Below are 23,132 nucleotides of genomic sequence, written 5' to 3' on the forward strand. Positions count from 1 at the left end.
ACTATGAATCTTCCCATCGGTTTAGGTATTCCTGAAGGCCCAGCGCCAACGCTCGCACCTCGTCGAAAGACTCGTCAGCTGATGGTTGGCGGTGTGGGAGTTGGGTCGGATCACCCGATCACGGTCCAGTCCATGACCACGACGAAGACGCACGACATTAACGCTACGCTGCAGCAGATCGCGCAGCTGGCTACCGCGGGCTGTGACATTGTGCGCATTGCCTGCCCGAAGACCGTTGACGCAGATGCTCTTCCAGCGATTGCGGCGAAGTCACCTATCCCGGTGATTGCCGACATCCACTTCCAGCCGAAGTACATCTTCGCAGCGATCGATGCCGGGTGTGCTGCCGTGCGAGTGAACCCGGGCAACATTAAAGAGTTTGATGGTCGTGTGAAGGAAGTCGCTAAGGCTGCAGGGGACGCTGGTATCCCGATTCGCATTGGTGTCAACGGTGGCTCGCTCGATAAGCGCCTGCTGGAGAAGTATGGCCGGGCCACCCCTGAGGCGTTGGTTGAATCCGCGATCTATGAGGCTGGCCTGTTCGAGGAGTACGGATACGGCGATATCGCCATTTCCGTGAAGCACTCTGACCCGGTTCTCATGGTTGAGGCTTACCGCCAGCTCGCCGAGAAGACCGACTACCCGTTGCACCTCGGCGTGACTGAGGCCGGCCCGAAGTTCATGGGCACTATTAAGTCCTCCGTCGCATTTGGTGCGCTGCTTTCACAGGGCATCGGCGACACGATTCGCGTTTCGCTCTCTGCGGACCCGGTGGAGGAGATCAAGGTCGGCGACCAGATTTTGCAGTCGCTGAACCTGCGCCCGCGAAAGCTTGAGATTGTCTCCTGCCCGTCCTGTGGCCGCGCACAGGTGGATGTGTACAAGCTCGCTGAGGAAGTGACTGCAGGTCTCGAGGGCATGGAGTACCCGCTGCGCGTCGCCGTCATGGGCTGCGTTGTGAACGGACCTGGTGAGGCTCGCGACGCTGACTTAGGCGTGGCTTCTGGCAACGGCAAGGGACAGATCTTTGTGAAGGGCGAGGTCGTTGAGACGGTCCCAGAGTCGAAGATCGTTGAGACCCTTATCGCCCACGCTCAGCGTATCGCTGAGGAAGAAGGCCTCGAGGAGGTCGAGGGCGCACGCGCGGAAGTCAAGGTTACGCGCTAGATAGTCTGCTCGCGGGGAGTGGCGGAGGCGACGTTTCGCTGTGGTCTTGGTACTTTAGGTCCATGCAACGTCTCCTCGCTTTGCTCCTAAGCGTAGTTTTTACGGGCGCGCTGGCCACTGCCTGCACACCGCGCCCGAATGATGTTGAGCCCGTCGCTCGTGAGTTTCTTGACGCCCTCGTGAGTCTTGACGGGTCTAATTTTCAAGATCTTGTTGACGTCCCCTCCGACGCCAACGCATCATTCCAAGAAACGGTCGAAGGGCTCCAAGCTGAGGCGCTGGAGGCGACGATCAACGACGTTAACCAGAGTGACAACCTAGCTACCGTCTCGTACCACTTGAAGTGGGGCCTGCCGAAAGAACGCACGGTCGAGTATGACTCGCACATGACGCTGACCCAGATTGGCGAGAAGTGGACCGTTCGTTGGCAGCCCAGCATTTTGCACCCACGTCTTGGCGCGCAGCAACATCTGGAACTGCGCCCTGTGGCCGCATCCAAGGCGAGCGTTGTCTCCTCCGATGGGGTAGAACTCTTGCGGCCTGGTACTGCGTTCCGCATTCTGGTTGAGAAGCATGCTGTGCGTGACATTCCGGACACCGCACGCCGTATTTCGTCCTTCCTCCAGGATGCCCGTGGAAAATCTCCTGCCGTGGCAGACATTCCGGCCGACGAGCTCGAACAGAACCTCGCCCAGGCCCAGGGAACGTATTCGGTTGCGATGGTGCCTGCGGAGTTCGGTGACGCCGCTAAGGCGGCGTTTAGCTCCGTGCCTGGAGTGCGCATCAACGAGGAAGCGGCCATGGTCAACATCGAACCTGATTTTGCGCCGGATATGCTTGCCCGCGTTGGTGAGTTGGTTCGCGAGGACCTCATCGGTGACGACGGCTGGAGCGTGAGCGTTGTCAACGAGCACGGCGCCGTGTTGGAAGATGTTGAGCGACACGCACCTGCACCCGCTCCAGCTATTGAGGTAAGCCTTGACCACAGCGTGCAATTGGCAGCTGAACGAGCGTTGGAGTCCTACGCGGGGCGGCAGGCAATGATTGTTGCTATCCGCCCGTCGGATGGTGCGGTGCTTGCCGTTGCGCAGACTCGTGACGCTGACCGTGAAGGCAATCTTGCCACGATGGGCCAGTACCCACCGGGATCGACGTTTAAGATCATCACGGCGGCGGCCGGTCTTGAGCGACAGGCCCTTACACCAGGTAGCACGGTGCCGTGCCCGGGGACCATGAACCTGTATGGCAGGACCGTCACGAACTACGCCGGATTCTCTCTGGGCAACGTCTCATTACAGTCGGCCTTTGCACACTCGTGCAACACGACATTCGCCGATATTTCGACGAAGCTCGCCCCAGGTGAGCTCCGAGATATAGGCAAGCAGTTCGGGCTTGGGCTCGATATGAAGATTCCAGGCCTGGAGACGATCACCGGCTCCATCCCGGTAGGCGAGGAGCCACTCGACCGAACAGAGGCCGGGTACGGGCAGGGCCATGACCTTGCGAGCCCGTTCGGGATGGCACTCGTGGCTGCGTCTGCGGCGAATGGCTCAATGCCGATCCCCTACCTGATTAAGGGAGCGGAGACTGAGCTGAGCGAGTCTGCGCCGCGTATGCCGGATGAGGCATGGCACCAGCTCCAGGAAATGATGGCGGCGGTGACCGCCCCGGGTGGTACCGCGGCGGGAATGACCGCCGGTGGTGATATCCGCGGCAAAACCGGTGAGGCCGAAATCAACCAGGGGTCGCATTCGTGGTTCACCGGCTACCGTGTCGACGATGACATAGCATTCGCTGCTTTGGTCGTGCTTGGCGGTGGATCGGAGGCTGCAGTCGCGTTGACGAATTCGATGCTGGTGAATCTTGACCAGTCGCGCGGGGGTTAGTTCGACCTCAGTAGGCAGGTACTACTATGGGGCGCATGAGCAAACGAGGAAAACTAAAGCAAGAAGCGTCCACTCCAATCCGGAAGGTTCCGAAGGACATTGAACGTCCCGAGTACGCCTGGAAGGACGATGTACAGGAGAACATCGGCGAGCCGTACGTGCAGGACGCCGCGACGATTGAGAAGATGCGCGAGAGCTCCAAGATCGCCGCGAATGCACTGGCGGTTGCGGGTGCAGCAGTAAAGCCTGGCGTGACGACGGATGAGATCGACCGCGTCGCCCACGAGTACATGCTTGACCACGGTGCGTACCCGTCCACCCTCGGGTACCGTGGCTTCCCGAAGTCGTGCTGCGTGTCTTTGAACGAGATCGTGTGCCATGGCATCCCGGATACCACCGTTATTGAGGACGGCGACATCGTCAACATTGACGTCACCGCGTATAAGAATGGTGTCCACGGTGATACGAATGCGACGTTCCTCGCTGGCGATGTCTCCCAGGAGCATAAGGATCTGGTCCAGCGCACGTACGAGGCGATGATGCGCGGTATCAAGGTGGCGAAGCCTGGCCGTGAGATCAACGTGATCGGCAGGGTTATCGAGTCCTATGCGAAGCGCTTCGGCTACAACGTGGTCACCGACTTTACCGGCCATGGGGTTGGCCCAACATTCCATAACGGACTCGTGGTGCTCCACTACGACTCGGACGCATACCGAGACATCCTGGAGCCAGGTATGACCTTGACCATCGAACCGATGATCAATCTCGGCGCGCTACCGTACGACATTTGGGATAACGGCTGGACTGTGCAGAACCGCGACGGTAAGTTCACAGCCCAGTTCGAGCACACCTTGGTCATTACTGAGGACGGCAACGAGATCCTCACCATTCCGGACAAGGACGTTGCAGAAGGCCAGCTGATGCTGGGGGCGTAAACAGCTCCTAGACGCGCTGAATCGCTGTTGGTGTTTGTCCTAAGATGCCAGCAGCGGTTTTATTTTGCCGAAAAGAAAACTGCCCTGTCGCGTGTTGCGACAGGGCAGTGGCGTTTCCTAAGAGACAGATCTTAGAGCTTGATCAGGCCGTTGTAGGAAGCGAAGTTGAAGCCAGCGATGATCAGGCCAACGAGTGCACCGATGCCGGCGATGACGGTGCCGTCAATCCAAGCGCGTGCCCACTGAGGGACAGCCGCAGCGTCAGTCTCTTTACCGAACGCATCGGTGACGTAGAAAGGCTTGTCGGTGTCATCGTAGTAGTGGGAGGAACCAGCGCCAGAGAACAGGCCCTTGGTGCCCTCGGAGATGACCTTGCCGGCTTCCTTGTCGCCTTCCTGCTTGCCCGTGAAGATTACCTGGCGGTCAGCCTTAGGCTTAGGCGTCTCGGTGGCGGTTGGGACGGTCTCTGGCTTTGCAGGAGTATCGGTCTTCTCTGCTGCGGAAGCGGTGGCAATGCCGCCAAGAGCGACAGTCAGTGCGGTTGCGGAAGCAACAGCTGCGGTGCGGAAGTTACGCATTGAGTTTCCTTCTTTCGAAATTTATTGATTCAGTTGCGGAAATCCGCGATTACTTACTTGGCTGCTGGCAGACCGTGAACAACGAAGTTGTATGCAGGTCCAACGATCAGGCCGACTGCTGCAGCGACGGAGGTGAACACGGTGAGGACGTAGCCCAGCTGTGCCCACTTTGGCTGCCCTTTAAAGTTATCCTTGGAGGAGCCGAAGATCTCGCGACCGTCTGCAGGGTTTGCCTGGACCTTGCCGTCCTTTTTCTCCCAGGCTTCAAGGCTGTGGCCGATCTTGGTGGAGGAGCCGCCCAGACCCTTGGAATCTTCAATCACCTTCGGGGCGTGGGTGGTGGTCGGAGCTGGTGTGCTCTCTTCAGCAATAGCGACGGTTGCGGAGCCGAATGCTACAGCGACTGCGGTAGCGCCTGCGAGGGCTGCCTTACGGAAATTACGCATGAAACGAAATCCTTCTCTGATAGTTACTTACAAGACGTCCGGGTGGAAGTTCGGAGAAATCCAGAACCCGTGAAGGCCCTAGGACCGATAGCAAGCCCCATGTGGACTCTGCCCGGTGTCGGTGACCTACTTTAGACCAACGCGACCAAGTTTGCACAAGTTATCCCAAAAAATCCGTGAGAGAACTTTCAGTAAGCCCGCGTATGGCCTGCTGCACCAACAGGGGAATCGTCGCGCGCGTCACATGCGTTACACGTGGTCAAGTCACCTGGGAAAATGCGTGCAGCTATTAGGGGTGCCTTGCCTAGGTTCAATGCCACCCCGTTTTGGGGTGGCGGCAAGTTTTACTCGCCGATAAATGCAAGTTCAAGACCAAGAAGCGCGTTTTCGATGACTTCTGGCAGGGCGGGGTGGATCCAGTATTGCTTACGTACAACTTCTCGAAGGTCCATGTCGAACGCCATGATGGTGATCAGCTGCTGGACGAGCGTGGAGGCTTGTGGACCAATAAGATGGGCACCCAGGAGTCTCCCAGTTTTCTTGTCGGCGACAAGCTTTACGATGCCTGAGGTGTCCTCGAGTGCCCACCCGTAGGCGACGTCGCCGTAGTTCTGTTGTTTCACAGTGACGTCGTAGCCTGCGTCTTGGGCCTCCTTCTCCGTGAGGCCAACTGTGGCGATCTGTGGCTCGGTGAAGACGGCGAATGGGACATGCTCGTGTGGCATGGTGCGGTACTCGGACTCCGGGGAGCCACTCATCGCTGCGAGGAGGTTGTGTCGCACGGCACGCATCTCCGCGTTGGCCACATGCTTGAGCTGATACGGGGAGGAGACGTCGCCGAGTGCCCACACGCCGGGGCAGGACGTGCGCCCGTAACTATCTACTGCCACGCGACCGTCATCTTCCATATCGATGCCGGATGCCTCAAGTGACATTTGGTCGCTGTTAGGGATGCGGCCCATGCCAATCAGGAGGTGCTCGCTGGTGATGGTGGTGCCGTCGTCGAGAGTGATTGTTACGCCGTCTTCGTTGTGCTGGGCGTCGCGGACGGTGCCGAAGTGGACGTCGAAACGCTTTTGGGCGAGCTCGTTGAAGCGCTGTGTGATGTCCTTATCGAGCGTGCGGAGGAATGGTGAGCGGTTCACCACCGTGACCTTGGTGCCGAGGGCATCGAAGACGTGGGCGAACTCCATCGCAATGAAGCCACCGCCAACGATGGTCAGTGATTTGGGGAGCTCCGGCAGGCGCATGATGTCTTCGTTTGTGTGGAAGGGGACGTTCTTTGCCCACTCGGGGATGAAGGGGCGCGATCCCGCGGCGATCACAACTTGATCCGCGGAGATCGTGCACGCGTCATCGCCGATGCCGGTGGAGATTGTCTTTGGGGCGACGAACCGCGCGTGCTGGTCGAAGACGGTGACGTTGGGGCACTCGTCGCTGCGGCGGTAGGCTTCGCCACCCTCAGCAATCTTGTCGATGCGCTCGGTGAAGACGCGGTCGACGATTGCGGGCCAATCGACGCCCCGGTATTCCAAGTCGATGCCGAGCTTCTTGGCCGTGCGGGCCTGGTATGCGGCGTCGGCTGCGAGCACATACATCTTCGTTGGGATGCAGCCGACGTTGAGGCATGTCCCGCCGAAGGTGCCTTTCTCCACGATGGCAACCTTCTTGTCGTCGAACTCCGGGGTAAGGATCGAGTTGCCGGATCCGGTGCCAATAATAATGAGGTCAAAATGCTCGTCTACGTGAATGCTCATTGGTTACTCCTTAGGTGTTGTGAGGGTCTGCAGCCACTCGATGGAGGCGCGATAGGCGGCTGTGCGTGAGTACGGCTCAGAGAGGAACACGTCGTGGCGGGCGCCATCGATGGCGATGGTGGTGGTGTTGTCCGCAACGTGGGGCGCCCAGTAGCTGATCTGGTCGACGTCCAAAATCGTGTCTGCTGTATCGGCGGCCGGGGTGTACTCGTCTTTCAAAAAAGAATGCGAGGAATGCAGGACCAGCGTTGGAACACCAGCGTTTATCGACCCCGAGTGAATCTTTGCTTGCGCCTGAAGTACAGCGCGCATCCAGCCGAAATATTTCCGATGCCCAGAGATCGGTTTCCATTGCTTGTTGAAGGACCATGAACCATGATCCTCGTAGTGGATAGATTGCCCGTAGGCGGTAAGACTTCCTCCCGGGAGGGGGAGCAGTGGGACCACTCGCCCCAAAACATTAATGACTGGTTTGAATGCCGTCGTCAGCGCTTTCGGAAACTGCAGGTCCAACCAGGGGCTGTTCAGAATGATGCCCGCTATTAGATCGTGGACTTCGGGGTTGTTGCGGCGCATCTCATCGGCCCAGAGAGGCGCGATAAGACCACCCGTAGAGTGTGCGAGGAGTACCACCTGGCCGTGTTCCTGGGCTACGTACTGCACCGCTTTCGTGATTTCCGGGAAATAGTGGGACATATCCCGGGTGTAGTGCCAGCGCTCCCCTCGCTGCCGTGAGCGCCCGCAGCGACGAAGGTCGAGTGCATAAAATGGATAACCCTGTTCGTGGAAGTGTTCGGCCACATGATCCTGGAAAAAGTAATCGGACATGCCGTGAATCCACAGTAAGGCTGGTTGTCCAGGTTTTGACGGTGGCGCTGGGCTCATTCGTACGAGTGTCGCTACGACCGGCTGGTGGGTATCAGGGTCTTCCCCGAGGGGGAGCGTAAGTTGTTCGAATCCGTCCCCCAATATGTCTGGTTGCCAGTGGTTGCTCCTAATTTTGGCCATGTAGGAATGGTAACGGACTGGCTAGGAACTTGCTTGGGCTGCGCAAGTAGCCATGTTTACGATTTGGTCTAGGGGGTGGGGGCGGGTGTAGGGGGTGGGGTGGCTGCAAGTATGAAGCAAAAACAAAATGTGGGCATAAGGGGTAACGTAAGGTGGAAACTGTTCAGCCAACAAGCGTATGGTTAGAGAGGTTACGCACCTGCCTGAGGTGTGCGTTGCACTCGTACAACGATATGGATCGAAGAGGGAATATTACTAATGTCTGAGACGGGCAACATCCAGTACGTTGATGAGGTTGACGTACTGCATATCGGCGCCGGAATTATGAGTGCCACGCTGGGAGCAATGATCCGGGAGCTTGAGCCGGAGTGGACTCAAGCAGTGTATGAGCGACTTGAGGGGCCAGCGCAAGAGTCCTCGTACCCGCTCAACAACGCGGGTACCGGGCACTCTGCGCTGTGTGAGTTGAACTACACGCCTGAAAAGAATGGGCAGATTCAGATTACAAAGGCGCTCGCGATTAATGAGAAGTTCCAGATCGCGCGCCAGTTCTGGTCCCATCAGATCGACAATGGCAAGTTGGGGGACCCAAGCGAGTTCATTCACCCAGTCCCGCACGTTTCGTTCGCGCAGGGGCAGGACCAGATCGACTACCTGCGTCGCCGTTACGAGGCCTTGTCTGCGAACCACATGTTCCCGGGTATGCAGTTCTCGGCGGATGAAGACAAGTTTGCTGAGAAGCTTCCTCTGATGGCGAAGGGCCGCGACTTTGGTGCTGAGCCTGTTGCAATTTCCTGGATGGACGCGGGTACTGACATTAACTACGGTGCGCTGACTCGCCAGTTTTTCGACGCCTCCGAGAAGGCTGGTACCCAGATCCACTATGGGCACGAAGTAGTGAATCTTAAGCGCGAGGGCAAGCTATGGAATGTCACCGTCCGCAATGTCCACACAGGCGACAAGCATGTCGCGCGTGCGCGTTTCGTGTTCGTGGGTGCGGGTGGCTACGCGCTCGACTTGTTGCGTAAGGCAGGCGTGCCGGAGGTGCATGGTTACGCCGGGTTCCCGATTTCCGGCATGTGGCTGCGTACCAACAACCAGGAGCTGGTTGCGCAGCACCAAGCGAAGGTGTACGGCAAGGCAAAGGTGGGCGCGCCCCCAATGTCCGTTCCTCACCTTGACCTCCGCGTTGTTGACGGTGAGCAGTCACTACTGTTTGGCCCGTACGGTGGTTGGAGCCCGAAGTTCTTGAAGAAGGGCTCGTACTTGGACCTGTTTAAGTCGATTCGTCCGGATAACATTCCGTCCTACCTTGGTGTCGCTGCGTCAAACATCGGCTTGGTGAAGTACCTGGTGGAGGAAGTCTTCCGCGATTTTGACGGCAAGATCGACGTGCTGCGTCAGTACTACCCGGAGGTAAACCCTGCCGACTGGGATGTGGCTGTCGCAGGCCAGCGTGTCCAGGTGATTAAGCCTGCACGTGCACCGAAGTTTGGTTCGCTCGAGTTCGGTACCGCGCTGGTCAACGACCAGGACGGCACGATCGCGGGCATCCTGGGTGCGTCGCCGGGTGCGTCGATTACCCCGGCTGCGATGATTGAGCTGCTGGAGCGCTGCTTCGGCGAGCGCATGGTCTCCTGGGGCGACAAGTTGCGCGAGATGTTCCCGACCTACGGCGTATCGCTGCGCGATGACAAGGCGGCGTATGAGAAGCAGTGGGAGTGGACGCAAAAGACGCTTGGTCTGCAGGCGTAGTAGCAGCTTGAAAGTATCGGCCACACGGCTTCCGGTTGTACCGGCGCCGTGTGGCTTTTACGTTCCGCAGAACGTCGTGAATGCGCCGTCAGGTTCCTTCTCGAGCATCCACGGCTCCCCGGCGTCCGGGTCGTATGGGTGGGTGACTGCCTGGAGCAAAGCGGTGAACGGACTGTAGTCGCCAACGTGCTCGACCGCGTCGAGTGCGTCTTGTAGCGCGAAGTTTTTCGGCACATACAACGGACCTGGGCGTCCGTTGACGCCGTGTTTACGGTTGTAGGCGGCGAGGTCGTCGACACCTACTACCGCATCGAGGCCTTCCGGTCCGAACCAGCGCTTGGTGGCGCCCTCCCAGCGCTCAGGGATGGTAGCAAGGATTTCGTTGGCGCCTGACTCCGGCATCAGAGGGAGCAGTGCTTCCGCGAGGCGGACCAGGTTCCATGCGATCACGTTGGGCTGGGCTCCGAAGCCGTAGCGCCCATGCCGATCGATGGATGAGAAACACGCATGCGGTTCAAACCCCTGGGTGAAAGCGCAGGGCCCGTAGTCGATGGTTTCGCCACTGAGCGCGGTGTTGTCCGTGTTCATGACACCGTGTACGAACCCGTAGCGCATCCACTGCGCAACCAGCTCAAGCTGCTTGTCGACGACCACCTCCAGCAGCCTTTCCGCAGCATCGAAACCCGCGGTGTGCACGACGGCCTCCAAGAGTTCATGGGACTGAGTTGCTGCGTACTGCACCGAGCCAACGCGTAGGTGGGAGCGCGCGACGCGGACCACGATGCCCGCTGGAACGGGGCCACTGTTGCGCATGATCGTCTCTCCGGTGCTGATGACGGCCAGTGCGCGTGTGGTTGGAACACCGATCGCGTGCATATGCTCCGAGACCAGGTACTCGCGCAGCATTGCGGTCAGTGGGCCCTTCCCGTCGGAGCCCGGGCGGGAGAAAGGGGTGCGCCCGCTTCCCTTGAGCTGGATCTCGTACCCGTTGCGGTCGCCGAGGAGGGTTGCGCGGCCGTCGCCAAGCAGGGGCACGAACGCGCCGAATTGGTGGCCTGCGTAGGCGGTTGCAACGCCGCCCGTCGCACCTGTCATCCAGGCGATGCCCTCATCGCTTCGGAGCCACTCCGTGTCGAGGTCGAGCTCGGACGCGACTGACTCGTTGAGGTAGCTCACCTGGGCGTTGGGGAAGTGCGTGGGCGCCACCGTGCCGACCATGCCTGGGAGTGTTTCCGCAAAGTGTTGGTGGAGCTCGGGGTAATGCATGCCAACAGCCTAAACTGTCTGGGCAAGGAGCAAAAGGAGAGAACATGCAGCAGTACCTGGTGTTGACGCAGTGGGAGGTAAGTGGCCGTGCGCGCGCTTGACCGGCTGATCTGGGGGCAGGTGAGGGAACTCGAGGGGTTCGGATCAGCCGACATCCTCATCGTGTGCAACGACCCGACCGGGGCGCTTGTGCATGCCGGTGTGGAAAGCGGGAAGCGCGTCATCGTCGCGGACACGGACTACTCCCGCTGCCAGCAAGCAGCAGCGTTGGGCGCAGAGGTCGTCGGTGATCAGCGCCTCGACGAGTACCTGGCGGGGTTGTCCGGTTCTTGCGTTGCGTTGGGAGAGATACCGAAGTCGCTCGCGCGCCTTGACTACCTCGCGCGCAGTATCGCGGGCGCAGGGTTTACGCAGGCGGACGTAGTGTTGGGGGCGAACAACAAGCACCTGAGCCGCACCATGAATGGTGTGCTGGCGCAGTCCTTCGCGCAGGTGCACGCCACGCGGGGCAAAGGCAAGTTCCGCTGCTTGGCCGCATACGGGCCGCAGCAAGTGTCCTACACGCCGGTAGAAGCAAACGGGTTCGTCGCTATCGGTGGTGTTTTCGCAGGTGCGTGGGCGGACTACGGCGGGCAGCTGCTGCGGTCGTGCCTTCCGGACGCCCCCGGCGCGCTGCTGGATTTGGGCTGCGGCAATGGGGCTGTTTCGAAGGGGCTTGAGGGGGAGGTGTATGCCACGGATGCTGATGCGGACGCGGTGCTTTCCGCCCGCGCGATCGGTATTGACGCGACCTGGGATGATGCCGGAAGCAAGTTTGCCGACGCCTCCTTCGATACCGTGGCGCTCAACCCGCCCTTTCACGCGGGCACGACCGTGGACACGACGCTGGTGGAGCATCTGCTGGACGCATCGCATCGCCTATTGAAACCGGGCGGTCAGCTCTTCATAGTGTTCAACTCGCACCTGCCATACCGTGCCCAGGTCACGAAGCGTTTTGCACAGGTGGAGCAGGTGGCGAGGAACTCGAAGTTTACGGTTTTGACAGCTCGTCGATAAGGCGTTGCTGTTCGTCGAGGTACTCCATGGCGGGCTCGCGGAACGTGAAGTTTCGAGTACGTTTCACGCTATCGCGCAGTGCGTCGACGTAGTGCTGGCAGCGGCCGACAAGCCCGCGGTCACCGGGGGAGCGCTCGAGCTCCTCGATGCCGGTGGTGAGCATCTCGAAGGTGACCTGTTGCGTGGGTTCGGTAAACCAGCACTCAGGCCCAAGACCGTAGATGCCGAGGGAATCGCGCACCGCAGGTGCGGCCTCTGCCTCGAGGCGCTGCGTGAACTTCGTGTTCGGCGCGTACTCGACGACGCGGGCAAGCCCCTCGGACACCATCACGGCGTTGACGAATTGGCCGTCGCGAAACACTCCGGCAAGTGTGCGCCCGTAGCGGTCGGTGCGCTCCTGGTCGTATTCGAGGCGTACGCCCGTGCCTTCGGGGAGGAGCTCCTCGAGACGCCGGGTGGCGTCGTCAGCTAAACACTCGCCGCGCTCCGGAGTGTCAATCCCGAGCAGTCGAACGCGCTCTTGCCCAGCGGGGCCGTCGACAACGATTGTGTCGCCATCGACGACGCTCGCTACGCGTACTTCCGGGGCATCGACTTGCTGCCAGACCCAGCTGCCGACAGCGAGCAGCACAATCGCAGCGAGGAGCCCAAACACCTTTTTCATAGCATGGCCACCAGCACGGTGAAGAGCGTGTACACCACGATCGAGACCACCATCCGCATTAAATACTGCTTGCCCAGCCGCTGCCCACGGTTGATGATGATGCGAGTCGGGCGAGACGAAATCGATATTGCGGCCATCGGATCGTTCGGGTCGTTGTACATGCCCACGAGAAACTCGTCATCAGCGCGGTCCATCTCCTCCGCATCGGGTTCGATCTTCTTCGAGGACGTCAACCGCACCATCAAGACGAGGCTTCCCGCGACAACCAGGATGGTGAACGCCACCCAAATAGCGGGGGCAAGCCACTGCATGTGGGCAAACGCCGGCAGGCGCGTCGTGACGTCGCTGACCAGAAACGCGACAGCAATCGCCACCGCGAACCACCCCATGAAGCGCCAGGTCATGTACACAAGCTGTTCCACTCGCTGCGCAATACTCGCCGAATACGGTACGGAGGCAGCCCCATCGACCGGCTGCGGCTGTGCGAGCTCACGTGGGGGAAGGCATGCAAACATCAACAGGGCAGTCGCCACCGAAACCAGCGGCATCATCAGCACGTGCAGCATCGTCTTCGGCTCCCAACTATCCGCCTGGCCCGACGCGTCAAAATGCACCGCAATAGGGTCAGGAATACTGTCCCAGTACAGCAGCAACAGCGCCACGTGTGCCAACAACACAATGCCGACAACACCCCACGGCTTCCAGTTCACTGGCGCACCCATCTACGTTTCCTCCACCACAAGCGTCAGCACCAAACCATGAACCTCGACAGCATAACCCGCGGCCTCGGCAACCTCGGCGACCTCACGTATCGACGCCACCTCCGGCCCGCACGCCAGCGCCCTGGCCAGCAGCCCCTTGTAGTGCTTATTAAAGTGGCTGACCACCTTGCGTGACCCATCCGGAGCAACGGACTCCACCCGTACCGTCACCGCGCCATCGACAGGCCCAAGCTTCTCGTACGCGCCAGAGCGCATATCCACAACGAACGGCTCCTGCGAAAGCGCCTCCGAAATCGCTGACCCCCAGCGTGCCCGCATCGTCGGCAGCGACCCATCCGCAGCCGGAACCTTGGACGAGGCAGAGACCCGGTAGCGCGGAATCATGTCATCAGCACGCACAACACCAAACAGCGCCGAGCCAACCGCCAAACGGCGAATCGCATCATCCGGCAACGTCTCAGGAACCAGCGCGTCATACTGCACCCCCGTATAGCGATAAATCGCAGGCATCACCGGGCCAGTGCGCAGCGACTGATTCTCCACCGCCTCCTCCCGCTTCGTCTTCGGGATCTTGAGCAGCCCCATCATCTCGTCTACGTCCATTGCGGAGAGGTCGTCGAAAAGTGAAGCACGCACCGAATCAAGGGCAGGGAAGGAGACAGACATGGCGTCGCGCTCGCCGCCGGGCGCCTTCGTCTCGGAAGGAGGGAGCAGGATCAACATGCAACTCACCCTAGCGCTAAGATATGCCCCATGATTACACGCCTGTCAGAGCTATTCCTGCGCACACTGCGCGAGGACCCCGCCGATGCCGAAGTCCCTAGCCACAAACTGCTCGTCCGAGCAGGCTACGTCCGTCGCGCCGCGCCGGGCGTCTACAGCTGGCTGCCCCTCGGGCTTCGCACGCTGCGCAAGATCGAGGGCATCGTCCGTGAAGAAATGAACAGCATGGGCGCACAAGAGCTGTTGTTCCCAGCCCTTCTTCCACGCGAACCATACGAGCTGACCAATCGCTGGACCGAATACGGCGACGACCTGTTCCGCCTCAAAGACCGCAAGGGCGCCGACATGCTGCTCGGCCCAACCCACGAAGAGATGTTCACCGCGGCAGTCAAGGACATGTACTCCTCCTACAAGGACTTCCCGGTCACGCTCTACCAAATCCAGACCAAGTACCGCGACGAAGCACGCCCACGCGCCGGGATTCTCCGCGGCCGCGAGTTCGTGATGAAGGACTCCTACTCCTTCGACATGTCGGACGAAGGCTTGGACAACTCGTACGCCAAGCATCGCGAGACCTACCAGCGCATCTTTAACCGCGTTGGCATCCGCTACGAGATCTGCAAGGCCACGTCTGGTGCGATGGGGGGCTCCGCATCCGAGGAGTTCCTTGCGTACTCCGAGAACGGCGAGGACACCTTTGCCGTGTCCACCGCGGGAGATTACGCCGCCAACGTTGAGGCAGTGACCACGGTTGCGCCTGAACCTCGCCCGATTGAAGGGCTGCCGGAGGCTGTCGAGCACGACACCCCAGCTTCCGAGACTATCGCGGCACTCGTGGAATGGGCGCAAGAAGCAGGAGTGCTTATCGACGGCCGCCCTGCCGAAGCCTCCGACACCCTGAAGTGCATGATGATCAAGGTCGACGACCCACGCGTGCTCGACGACAACGGTAAGCCGGTCGGCCCGCAGCTCGTCGGCGTTGTGATCCCGGGCGATCGCGAGCTCGACGAAAAGCGCCTGGAAGCTTCCCTGGAACCAGCGATGTTTGAGCTGGCCAGCGACGAGGACTTCACCAAGAGTGACTTCCTGGTGAAGGGCTACGTCGGGCCACGCGCACTGCAAGCCAACGGTGTGCGCGTCCTCGCGGACCCGCGCGTAGTGGAAGGATCCGCGTGGATCACCGGTGCAGACGCTCCTCAGAAGCACGTCGTCGGCCTCGTTGCCGGCCGCGACTTCACCGTTGACGGGTTCATCGAAGCCGCCGAGATCAAGGAAGGCGACCCCTCACCGTCCGGCAACGGCACAGTGAAGCTTGCCCGTGGCATCGAACTGGGCCATATCTTCCAACTCGGACGCAAGTACACCGAGGCAATGGATGTGCAGATCCTGGACGAGAACGGCAAGCGTGCCGTCCCTACCATGGGTTCCTACGGCATCGGCATCTCCCGCATGATGGCCGTCGTCGCGGAGCAGAAGCACGACGAGAAGGGCCTCGTGTGGCCAGTTGCAGTCGCGCCGTACCAGGTACACGTTGCCGTCGCGAACAAGGACAAGGCAGCCATGGAAGCCGGCGACGCACTCGTGCAGGAACTCAGCGACAAGGGCATCGAAGTACTTTACGACGACCGCCCAAAGGTGTCCCCGGGCGTCAAGTTCAAGGATGCCGAATTGCTCGGCATGCCGTTCGTTGTGATCCTCGGTCGCTCGTTCGCCGACGGCATCGTTGAGCTTCGCATCCGCGGCGGCGAGACCCTTGAGGTCCCAGCTGGTGAGGTTGTGGCGAAGCTGCAGCAGCTCATCGCCGAAAGCTAATTCGGCAGTAGCAAGGAGCCTTATGCTTGCTGCGCGTGCGCGGCAAGCATAAGGCTTTGTTGTTTCCACTCGGAAGAGCTGGCTTGGGATACGGTTCCCCTCCAGGTATTGGTGAGCTGGGCGGAGAGGGCGTCGACAAGCGCTTCGGCATCTGCTGCATCATTGAGCGCATCATCGTGGGCGAGTTGATACCCAGCTGCTGCGACTGGAATCGAGTCAGCGTCGCGCAGTGCGGTGCGCAGGAACGCGACGCGCTCATCGGAGGCGTCCTCCAACGTGGCGATACGCGCGTGCAGCGGCGCATCCGCATACGCCTTTGCCAGCCCCAGCCCATAGAGGAACTCGTACTCTGTTTTGAGCGCCGCACTGGCAAGCTCGATATCGCCCTTGTTTTGCAGTGCGGCGACGTCCTCAGCGTCGAGTTCGGGGCCGATTGCCGCGATGATGTCGACGGCCTGCGCCGCAACTAAGTCTCGCGACTGCGCTGGAACCTTCTCCAAAGAAGCTGTCACGGACTGCTCGACGAACTCTTGCAGAGCTGCATCGTCGCTGACACCCACGGCTTCACCAGGACCGGTGGAAAACTCGCAGCTGCGCGGCAACTCCGCGTCAATGTTGCCGCAGAGTCGCGCAACCTCTCCAAAAAGCTCATCCGCCTGCTTGCCACGAAGCTCAGCGAGTGCTGGATCCGAAAGACTGCGCGCATCCGCAGTCGCCTGTTGCGCAAGGCCAAGCACTGCTTTGTCGGGGCGGGGCCCAACAACACCGAGAAGGTCGCACGACGAAAGCGTCAGCGACAACGGCACCGCAAGAACAGCAACCAGCAATTTTTTCACGGGGAAAACGCTAGCACGTTTGCGTCGCGCTATGGTGGGCACATGGCTTTTCCAACTCCCCAAGAACTAGAGACACTCATTGAGCCGCTGGCCCAACGCCACAACATGGACATCGAACACGTCAAGGCAGTGAAGGCTGGCAAGAAATCCCAGATTGTCATCGCGCTTGATGCCGATGCGCGTCCAACGCTGGACGAGCTCGAGGTAGTGTCGAACGAAATCGGGGAGTTCCTCGACGAACAGGAAGAAGTCGGAGCGTTCTCATTCGGTGCTGGTTACACGCTGGAAGTGACCACCCCAGGCGTCGACTTACCGCTCACAGCACCGCGCCACTGGCGTCGTAACCGCGGGCGGCTAGTGAAGCTCAACGACACCAACGGTCAGAGTTCTATCTGGCGCATTGGTGCGATGAACTCCGAGGAAACGAAGGTCGCGCTGATCGAGGCAGGGAAGAAGACCCCGGCGGTGCAAATCTTGGAAGTTTCCGAAATGCCGAAATCGGTGGTAGAAATTGAGTTCAACACGCCGCCCGCTGCTGAGCGAGAACTCAGCGAGGCGACGTTTGAAGAAGCAGAAGTAGCAGCAACCCTGTAAGGGATCCGGAGGAAGACAAGTGAATATTGACGTCCAAGTCTTGAAGAACATCGAAGCACAGCAAGGAATTGGGTTCGACGAACTACTCGAGACCATCGCCTCGGCGCTGCTCTTCGCGTACACGGACAACCTGGAGCACCCCCAGGATGAACACCACAAGGCGCGCGTCGACATCGACTCCGAAACCGGTGACGTTGCCGTCATGGTTTCTGAGCTCGACGCTGAGGGCGAAATTATCTCGGAGTACGACGCCACCCCGGTCAACTTTTCTCGAATCGGTGCGAGGGCCGTGCGCGACGCCATCAAGGGCAAGCTATTGGCCGTCGAAGCTGGTCGCGTGTACGAGGAGTACTCCGGCGCTGAAGGTACTGTTGTCTCAGGCATCGTGCAGCGGGACGCGCAAGCGGAAGCACGCGGAATCTCCGTGGTGCAGCTTGGAACCGAAGCCGATCCACAGGATGGCCTGCTCATCCCGGCAGAAAAGATCCCTTCCGAAACGCTCAAGCACGGTGACCGCATTAAGGCGTACGTAGTTGGCGTCAATAAGTCTGACCGTCGTGTGCAGGTAAGCCTGTCGCGCACGCACCCTGAGCTCGTGCGCGGGTTGTTCGCGCTTGAGGTCCCGGAAATTGCAGATGGCACCGTTGAGATCGTGGGCATTGCCCGTGAGGCGGGGCACCGCTCCAAGATCGCTGTACGGGCGACGGTGAAGGGTGTCAACGCGAAAGGCGCTTGCATCGGCCCGCGCGGCTCGCGCGTCTCAAACGTGATGAAGGAGCTCGGCGGGGAAAAGATCGACATCATCGACTGGGCAGAGGATCCGGCTACGTATGTTGGTAACTCACTGGCGCCATCGAAGGTTGTCAAGGTCGAGGTCGTCGACCCAGTGGCGCAAGTAGCGCGTGTTACCGTGCCCGACTACCAGCTGTCACTTGCGATTGGCAAGGAGGGGCAGAACGCACGTCTGGCTGCTCGCCTTACCGGTTGGAAGATCGACATCCACTCTGACGCAGCCGCGGATTAACGACGCCAGATCCTGGCCTCTGTGTTGGGAATTCACACAACGCTTATAAAAACTTGGCAAAGTGGCGTAGGCTGGTCCGTGGCTAATTTTCCCATCGTGGTGTTGGCCACGCGATAGCCGTTCAGCAATGTCGAGTATGTGGAAGAAGGGTGTGGATGACTTCAGCGAGCAAACGCTCAATCCGTCGTCGCACCTGTATAGCCACAGGCCGGAAACTTCCAGATAGGGAATTGCTCCGGGTTGTTGCTGACGGTACTGTTCCAGGTGTTGTTCTTGCAGATCCCACCCGATCATTACCTGGGCGGGGAGCGTGGATAACCCCTACATGGGATGCATTAAAGCTGGCGGAAGAGCGTAGAGCTTTCTCTCGCGCCCTCCGTCTGTCCGCTCCGGCGGACGTAGGTCATGTACACAAGTACCTCGCTGAAAAGGCGAAAGACCCAACAGAAGTAAGGAAGACCGAACACTGATGAGAACGCAACAATGAAGCAGCATCAGCGATGAAAGTCATAATCAACGTCTAGAGGCCGGTCGCCGTTTCCGGTGCCGCCCTCTAGCCCAACTAAGAGGAGACACGTGCCCGGAAAGCTACGCGTACACGAGCTCGCAAAACGACTCGGCGTAACAAGCAAGGAACTACTCGCCACTCTGAAGGAAGAGGGCGAATTCGTAAAGACAGCTTCCTCCACCATTGAGCCTCCCGTCGTCAAGAAGATGACGGCACTGTACGAGCAAAAGAATGGTGGCGGAGAAGAAGCATCCGCGAAGGATAAGGATGCAGCGAAGCCCGCTGGTAAGGCGTCGAAGCCTGCAGCAGCAAAGCCTGCGGCACCGAAGCCAAGTGCTGCAAAACCTGCAGCACCAAAGCCCGGTGCTGCCACACCAGCCGCTCCAAAGCCCGGCGCTGCTAAGCCAGCTGCCCCGAAGCCTGCAGCAGCAAAGCCAGCGGCACCGAAGCCAAGTGCTGCAAAACCTGCAGCACCAAAGCCTGCCGCAGCGAAACCTGCAGCACCGAAGCCGTCGGGTATGCCGCGGCCGATGCCGAAGCCGGGTGGCCGCCCACGGGTAGCCAACAATCCATTTTCTTCCAACACTGGTGGGGCACGACCAGCTCCACGTCCGGGTGGTCGCGGTGCACAGGGTGGCCGTGGTGGTCAGCCTGGTCGCGGTGGCCAAGGTGGCCCACGCCCAGGGCAGAACCAGGGCCAGGGTCGCGGGACTGGCGCGCAGCGTCAAGGTAGCCGTCGTCCGTCCCCAGCAGATATGGCAGCGGCACCGTCGCCAACCCAAATGCCACGCAAGGCGGCTGGGTCGGACAACCGTGGTGGTCGTGGGCACGGCCGCGGCCGTGGTGGACACGGCCCGGGTGGCCCACAGGGCGGCGGTTTCCGCGGTCGCGGTGGACGTCGCGGCGGAACCGCTGGTGCATTCGGCCGTCCAGGTGGCGCACCAGGGCGTCGTCGTAAGTCGAAGGGCCAGAAGAGGGCCGAGTACGAAGAGATGCACGCACCAAACGTCATCGGTGGCGTACGCCTTCCCGATGGCGGTGGCAAGACTGTGCGTCTGCGTCAGGGCGCGACCTTGGCTGACTTCGCTGACAAGATCGGTACCGAAGCATCGAACCTGGTGCAGGCGCTGTTCAACCTTGGTGAAATGGTAACGGCAACGCAGTCGGTTCCTGAGGAGACGCTGCAGCTACTCGGTGCCGAAATTAACTACGAGGTTAAGATCGTCTCTCCTGAGGACGAGGACCGCGAACTTCTCGAGTCCTTCGACCTCCAGTTCGGTGAGGATGAAGGCACCGAAGAGGACCTTGAACAGCGCCCACCAGTGGTGTCTGTCATGGGTCACGTGGACCACGGTAAGACCCGCTTGCTGGATACAATTCGTCGCGCCAACGTTGGGCGCGGCGAGGCCGGCGGTATTACCCAGGGCATCGGTGCGTACCAGACCACCGTTGAGCTGGAGGGCGTTGAGCGTAAGATCACCTTCCTCGATACCCCAGGTCACGAGGCGTTCACGGCAATGCGTGCCCGCGGTGCGAAGTCGACCGACCTCGCTATCCTCGTTGTCGCTGCTGACGACGGCGTGATGCCACAGACGGTTGAGGCTATCAACCACGCCAAGGCTGCAGATCTGCCTATCGTGGTTGCAGTGAACAAGGTGGATAAGCCGGAGGCTTCGCCGGAGAAGATCCGTGGTCAGCTGACCGAATACGGACTGGTTCCGGAGGAGTACGGCGGTGACACCATGTTCATCGACATCTCCGCGAAGCAGGGCACCGGCATCGACGAACTGCTCGAGGCAGTCTTGCTGACCGCCGACGCAGCTCTCGAGCTGCAGGCGAACCCGGACATGGATGCACAGGGCGTGGCTATCGAGTCGCACCTCGACCGTGGCCGTGGCCCCGTCTCCACCGTTATCGTGCAGCGCGGTACGTTGCGCGTCGGCGACTCCATCGTTGTGGGCGGCAACTTCGGCCGTGTTCGCCGAATGGTCGACGAGTGGGGCAACGACGTTGAAGAGGCTGGCCCGTCCCGCCCGGTACAGGTACAAGGCCTCAATGGCGTTCCTGGTCCAGGCGACAACCTCCTGGTAGTCGAGGACGACCGTGTTGCCCGCCAGATCGCTGCGCAGCGCGACGCCCGTCATCGCGCTGCTATGCAGGCGCGCAGCAAGAAGCGCGTCTCTCTGGAGAACCTGGATCAGGCTCTCAAGGAGACCAGCCAGCTCAACCTCATCCTCAAGGGCGACAACGCCGGTTCGGTGGAAGCTCTGGAGGAGGCGCTGCTCAAGATCGAGGTCGACGACGAAGTCGAGGTAAACATCATCGACCGTGGCGTCGGTGCTGTTACCCAGACCAACGTCGTGCTCGCGGCCGCTTCCGACGCTGTCATCGTGGCATTCAATGTCCGCGCTGAGGGCAAGGCCACGGAAGAAGCCAACAGCGAGGGCGTCGAGATCCGTTACTACTCGGTGATCTACAAGGCGATCGAGGAAGTCGAGGCAGCCCTGAAGGGCATGCTGAAGCCGATCTACGAAGAGAAGGACCTGGGCAAGGCCGAGATCCGTCAGATCTTCAAGGCGTCTTCTGTCGGCCTCATCGCAGGCTGCATGGTTACCGAAGGCAAGGTCAAGCGTGGAGCGAAGATTCGCCTCGTGCGCGACGGCAATGTTGTTACCTCGGACGCGACCATCGACTCGCTGCGACGCGAGAAGGACGACGCAACAGAGGTTGCAAAGGGCTACGAGTGCGGCATGGTGCTGTCCTACCCGGACATCCAGGTCGACGACATCATCGAGGCATACGAGATGGTGGAAGTCCCCCGCGACTAGACGGTAGAGAGAAAACGGCCCTGCTCCTTCGCAAACGCGAAGTGAGCAGGGCCGTTTCTTTTCTTGAAGTAGTGGGCTGCGTCGTAGCAGGGTAGACTGTTCGGAGGTTTAGTGCCAATGAAGTAAAGGAGACGAAATGTCAGAGAACCCTCGCGCGCAGCGCCTGGCGAAGCAGATCCAAATGATCGTCGCTTCGGCGATAGAGCGTGAAGTGAAAGACCGTCGCCTCGAATTGGTGACTATTACGGACGTCCGGATGACCGGCGACCTACATGATGCGACTGTCTACTACACGGTCCGCGGAAAGAATATCGACGACGAGCCGGACTACGATCAGGCTGCAGAGGCGCTGTACCGTCACCGAGGACAGATCCGCAAGATTGTTGGCGACCAGTTGAGTGTCCGCTTTACCCCTACGATTGAGTTCAAGCTTGATACGGTGCCGGAGTCCTCGGCGCGGATGGAAGAGCTGCTGGAAAAAGCTCGTCGTCGCGATGAGGAGCTGGCGCGACTGCGAGAGAACGCCCAGCCAGCAGGTGAGGAAAACCCGTATAAGACGATTGAAGAGTAGGCACTATGGCGTTGTTATTTCCCCAAGCAGAAGCCGAATTTAGCAAAGTTGCTGGCGCCATCAAGAGCGCATCGAATGTTGCGGTGCTGGCCCATATCAAGCCCGATGCTGATGCGATTGGATCGGCGTGCGCTCTTGTTCGCGGATTGCGGCAGATCGGAATTGAAGCCAGTGCTTACATCGGCCAGCCATTCCCGCACGCAAATAACCTGCGCTCTATTCCGGGGGTTGATGAGGTCGTCTATGGGGAAGCGTTACCAGCGGATGGGCTGATCGTCACGGTTGATTGTGCCTCGGTAGACCGAACGGGATGCTACCAATCTGAGCTTATGGCGCAGCAAGAGCGGGTGATCGTGCTTGACCATCACCGTTCGAATGACGGGTTCGGAGCGCGGAACCTCATTATCGATTCTGAATCGACGACGACTATCATCCGGGAGCTGTTCACGTACCTCGGCGTCGAGTTAGATGCTGAACTGGCCTACTGCCTGTATTCCGGGCTTGTCACCGACACAGGTAACTTCCGTTGGGGTTCCCCGAGAATGCATACGCTTGCTGGAGAGTTGTTGGAATTCGGGCTCAATCCAAGGAACATATCCCTGCAGCTTTCGGACGAGATGACGGCCGATGACCTACGTTTGATGGGTAGTGCATTAGCAAGCTTGGAATCACGCCAAGTCGATGATCTCACAGTTTCGTTCATGTGTATTGATGAAGCTGCGATGCAAGCGATGAGCCAAACTGCCGTTGAAGCCGTAATTGATTACGCGCGTGTCCTCGTTGGCAGTGACGTCGGGGTTGTACTCAAGCAGTTCCACTCGGAGCGGTGGGGGATTTCCTTGCGCTCGACAAAGGTAGATGTCTCCGTCGTTGCAAGTGCGCTCGGCGGGGGTGGTCACCGCCCGGCTGCGGGGTACTCAGCGCAAGGAACGAAAGAGCAGGTACAAGATCAGCTTCTGGCTGCATTGCATGACGCATACGTTGCGGAGTAAGGCT

At 59.9% G+C, this 23,132-nt stretch carries 21 protein-coding genes; 12 read left to right on the forward strand and 9 right to left on the reverse strand.

Features of this window, described 5'->3' with window-relative positions:
• Window positions 1-3: 3 nt before the first annotated feature.
• The 3 genes from ispG (at window position 4) to map (ending at window position 3,988) form a co-directional block, all read left to right on the forward strand.
• A complete protein-coding gene (gene ispG, locus QP752_RS03985; protein WP_070362289.1) occupies window positions 4-1,167 on the forward strand; it encodes a flavodoxin-dependent (E)-4-hydroxy-3-methylbut-2-enyl-diphosphate synthase in 1,164 nt (387 codons plus the stop codon).
• Between the two features lie 62 nt (window positions 1,168-1,229).
• Entirely contained in the window at window positions 1,230-3,053 is a 1,824-nt protein-coding gene (locus QP752_RS03990; protein ID WP_070478873.1) for a penicillin-binding transpeptidase domain-containing protein, read from the forward strand.
• 35 nt (window positions 3,054-3,088) lie between these two features.
• Window positions 3,089-3,988 carry a type I methionyl aminopeptidase gene (map, locus tag QP752_RS03995; RefSeq protein ID WP_070363487.1) on the forward strand — a complete coding sequence of 300 codons (900 nt, stop codon included), beginning with the start codon at window positions 3,089-3,091 and terminating at the stop codon, window positions 3,986-3,988.
• A 131-nt stretch (window positions 3,989-4,119) separates the two neighbouring features.
• Here the strand turns inward: map and QP752_RS04000 are convergent, their stop codons facing one another.
• The 4 genes from QP752_RS04000 to QP752_RS04015 all read right to left on the reverse strand — a co-directional run bounded on the left by QP752_RS04000 (window position 4,120) and on the right by QP752_RS04015 (window position 7,777).
• Window positions 4,120-4,566 (reverse strand): hypothetical protein, encoded by a 447-nt coding sequence (locus QP752_RS04000; protein WP_070478875.1) that lies wholly within the window; start codon window positions 4,564-4,566, stop codon window positions 4,120-4,122.
• Window positions 4,567-4,619: 53 nt separating this feature from the next.
• Window positions 4,620-5,012: a hypothetical protein gene (locus tag QP752_RS04005; protein WP_070362292.1), complete on the reverse strand. Its 393-nt coding sequence runs from the start codon at window positions 5,010-5,012 to the stop codon at window positions 4,620-4,622.
• 344 nt (window positions 5,013-5,356) lie between these two features.
• The gene (gene mtr / locus QP752_RS04010) at window positions 5,357-6,769 is read right to left on the reverse strand and encodes a mycothione reductase (protein ID WP_284804541.1); all 1,413 of its coding nucleotides are present in this window, start codon (window positions 6,767-6,769) and stop codon (window positions 5,357-5,359) included.
• A 3-nt stretch (window positions 6,770-6,772) separates the two neighbouring features.
• Window positions 6,773-7,777 (reverse strand): alpha/beta hydrolase, encoded by a 1,005-nt coding sequence (locus QP752_RS04015; RefSeq protein ID WP_284804544.1) that lies wholly within the window; start codon window positions 7,775-7,777, stop codon window positions 6,773-6,775.
• Between the two features lie 258 nt (window positions 7,778-8,035).
• Here QP752_RS04015 and mqo point away from each other — a divergent pair, with 258 nt between their 5' ends.
• Window positions 8,036-9,532 (forward strand): malate dehydrogenase (quinone), encoded by a 1,497-nt coding sequence (mqo, locus tag QP752_RS04020; RefSeq protein ID WP_284804546.1) that lies wholly within the window; start codon window positions 8,036-8,038, stop codon window positions 9,530-9,532.
• A 57-nt stretch (window positions 9,533-9,589) separates the two neighbouring features.
• Here the strand turns inward: mqo and QP752_RS04025 are convergent, their stop codons facing one another.
• Window positions 9,590-10,798, reverse strand: a complete 1,209-nt coding sequence (locus tag QP752_RS04025; RefSeq protein WP_284804547.1) for a protein adenylyltransferase SelO family protein — start codon at window positions 10,796-10,798, stop codon at window positions 9,590-9,592.
• Window positions 10,799-10,885: 87 nt separating this feature from the next.
• Here QP752_RS04025 and QP752_RS04030 point away from each other — a divergent pair, with 87 nt between their 5' ends.
• A complete protein-coding gene (locus tag QP752_RS04030; protein ID WP_284804549.1) occupies window positions 10,886-11,854 on the forward strand; it encodes a class I SAM-dependent methyltransferase in 969 nt (322 codons plus the stop codon).
• Here the strand turns inward: QP752_RS04030 and QP752_RS04035 are convergent.
• From QP752_RS04035 to QP752_RS04045, 3 genes are read right to left on the reverse strand one after another with little or no spacing between them, the layout of a single operon-like run.
• Entirely contained in the window at window positions 11,829-12,518 is a 690-nt protein-coding gene (locus tag QP752_RS04035) for a thermonuclease family protein (RefSeq protein WP_284804550.1), read from the reverse strand. The genes QP752_RS04030 and QP752_RS04035 overlap by 26 nt on opposite strands.
• Window positions 12,515-13,240, reverse strand: coding sequence for a DUF1648 domain-containing protein (locus QP752_RS04040; protein WP_284804553.1), 726 nt, complete (start codon window positions 13,238-13,240; stop codon window positions 12,515-12,517). Before QP752_RS04040 ends, QP752_RS04035 begins: the two co-directional genes overlap by 4 nt.
• On the reverse strand, window positions 13,241-13,963 hold the full coding sequence (locus QP752_RS04045; RefSeq protein ID WP_284804555.1) for a peroxide stress protein YaaA: 723 nt from the start codon (window positions 13,961-13,963) through the stop codon (window positions 13,241-13,243).
• Window positions 13,964-13,993: 30 nt separating this feature from the next.
• On the opposite strand from QP752_RS04045, the gene QP752_RS04050 reads away from it, so the two are divergent.
• Window positions 13,994-15,775 (forward strand): proline--tRNA ligase, encoded by a 1,782-nt coding sequence (locus tag QP752_RS04050; protein WP_284804557.1) that lies wholly within the window; start codon window positions 13,994-13,996, stop codon window positions 15,773-15,775.
• A gap of 20 nt (window positions 15,776-15,795) precedes the next feature.
• Here QP752_RS04050 and QP752_RS04055 read toward each other — a convergent pair whose 3' ends face one another.
• A complete protein-coding gene (locus QP752_RS04055) occupies window positions 15,796-16,611 on the reverse strand; it encodes a DUF4439 domain-containing protein (RefSeq protein WP_084028568.1) in 816 nt (271 codons plus the stop codon).
• Window positions 16,612-16,653: 42 nt separating this feature from the next.
• On the opposite strand from QP752_RS04055, the gene rimP reads away from it, so the two are divergent.
• The 6 genes from rimP (at window position 16,654) to QP752_RS04085 (ending at window position 23,128) form a co-directional block, all read left to right on the forward strand.
• Entirely contained in the window at window positions 16,654-17,205 is a 552-nt protein-coding gene (rimP, locus tag QP752_RS04060) for a ribosome maturation factor RimP (protein ID WP_070362302.1), read from the forward strand.
• Between the two features lie 19 nt (window positions 17,206-17,224).
• On the forward strand, window positions 17,225-18,229 hold the full coding sequence (gene nusA, locus QP752_RS04065) for a transcription termination factor NusA (protein WP_070478894.1): 1,005 nt from the start codon (window positions 17,225-17,227) through the stop codon (window positions 18,227-18,229).
• A gap of 155 nt (window positions 18,230-18,384) precedes the next feature.
• On the forward strand, window positions 18,385-18,699 hold the full coding sequence (locus QP752_RS04070) for a YlxR family protein (RefSeq protein ID WP_256005092.1): 315 nt from the start codon (window positions 18,385-18,387) through the stop codon (window positions 18,697-18,699).
• Window positions 18,700-18,805: 106 nt separating this feature from the next.
• A complete protein-coding gene (gene infB / locus QP752_RS04075) occupies window positions 18,806-21,565 on the forward strand; it encodes a translation initiation factor IF-2 (protein ID WP_284804563.1) in 2,760 nt (919 codons plus the stop codon).
• A 136-nt stretch (window positions 21,566-21,701) separates the two neighbouring features.
• Window positions 21,702-22,136, forward strand: a complete 435-nt coding sequence (rbfA, locus tag QP752_RS04080) for a 30S ribosome-binding factor RbfA (RefSeq protein ID WP_284804564.1) — start codon at window positions 21,702-21,704, stop codon at window positions 22,134-22,136.
• 5 nt (window positions 22,137-22,141) lie between these two features.
• Entirely contained in the window at window positions 22,142-23,128 is a 987-nt protein-coding gene (locus tag QP752_RS04085) for a bifunctional oligoribonuclease/PAP phosphatase NrnA (protein WP_070362306.1), read from the forward strand.
• Window positions 23,129-23,132 lie beyond the last annotated feature (4 nt).

Source organism: Corynebacterium sp. UMB10321, assembly GCF_030228725.1.
Taxonomy (GTDB): Bacteria; Actinomycetota; Actinomycetes; order Mycobacteriales; family Mycobacteriaceae; genus Corynebacterium; species Corynebacterium pseudogenitalium.

Excerpts from the sequence above, each read along its gene's own strand:
- ispG (WP_070362289.1), top strand. The coding sequence starts at position 4 with ATGAATCTTCCCATCGGTTTAGGTATTCCTGAAGGCCCAGCGCCAACG.
- QP752_RS03990 (WP_070478873.1), top strand. The coding sequence starts at position 1,230 with ATGCAACGTCTCCTCGCTTTGCTCCTAAGCGTAGTTTTTACGGGCGCG.
- map (WP_070363487.1), top strand. The coding sequence starts at position 3,089 with ATGAGCAAACGAGGAAAACTAAAGCAAGAAGCGTCCACTCCAATCCGG.
- QP752_RS04000 (WP_070478875.1), bottom strand. The coding sequence starts at position 4,566 with ATGCGTAACTTCCGCACCGCAGCTGTTGCTTCCGCAACCGCACTGACT.
- QP752_RS04005 (WP_070362292.1), bottom strand. The coding sequence starts at position 5,012 with ATGCGTAATTTCCGTAAGGCAGCCCTCGCAGGCGCTACCGCAGTCGCT.
- mtr (WP_284804541.1), bottom strand. The coding sequence starts at position 6,769 with ATGAGCATTCACGTAGACGAGCATTTTGACCTCATTATTATTGGCACC.
- QP752_RS04015 (WP_284804544.1), bottom strand. The coding sequence starts at position 7,777 with ATGGCCAAAATTAGGAGCAACCACTGGCAACCAGACATATTGGGGGAC.
- mqo (WP_284804546.1), top strand. The coding sequence starts at position 8,036 with ATGTCTGAGACGGGCAACATCCAGTACGTTGATGAGGTTGACGTACTG.
- QP752_RS04025 (WP_284804547.1), bottom strand. The coding sequence starts at position 10,798 with ATGCATTACCCCGAGCTCCACCAACACTTTGCGGAAACACTCCCAGGC.
- QP752_RS04035 (WP_284804550.1), bottom strand. The coding sequence starts at position 12,518 with ATGAAAAAGGTGTTTGGGCTCCTCGCTGCGATTGTGCTGCTCGCTGTC.
- QP752_RS04040 (WP_284804553.1), bottom strand. The coding sequence starts at position 13,240 with ATGGGTGCGCCAGTGAACTGGAAGCCGTGGGGTGTTGTCGGCATTGTG.
- QP752_RS04045 (WP_284804555.1), bottom strand. The coding sequence starts at position 13,963 with ATGTTGATCCTGCTCCCTCCTTCCGAGACGAAGGCGCCCGGCGGCGAG.
- QP752_RS04050 (WP_284804557.1), top strand. The coding sequence starts at position 13,994 with ATGATTACACGCCTGTCAGAGCTATTCCTGCGCACACTGCGCGAGGAC.
- rimP (WP_070362302.1), top strand. The coding sequence starts at position 16,654 with ATGGCTTTTCCAACTCCCCAAGAACTAGAGACACTCATTGAGCCGCTG.
- QP752_RS04070 (WP_256005092.1), top strand. The coding sequence starts at position 18,385 with ATGACTTCAGCGAGCAAACGCTCAATCCGTCGTCGCACCTGTATAGCC.
- rbfA (WP_284804564.1), top strand. The coding sequence starts at position 21,702 with ATGTCAGAGAACCCTCGCGCGCAGCGCCTGGCGAAGCAGATCCAAATG.
- QP752_RS04085 (WP_070362306.1), top strand. The coding sequence starts at position 22,142 with ATGGCGTTGTTATTTCCCCAAGCAGAAGCCGAATTTAGCAAAGTTGCT.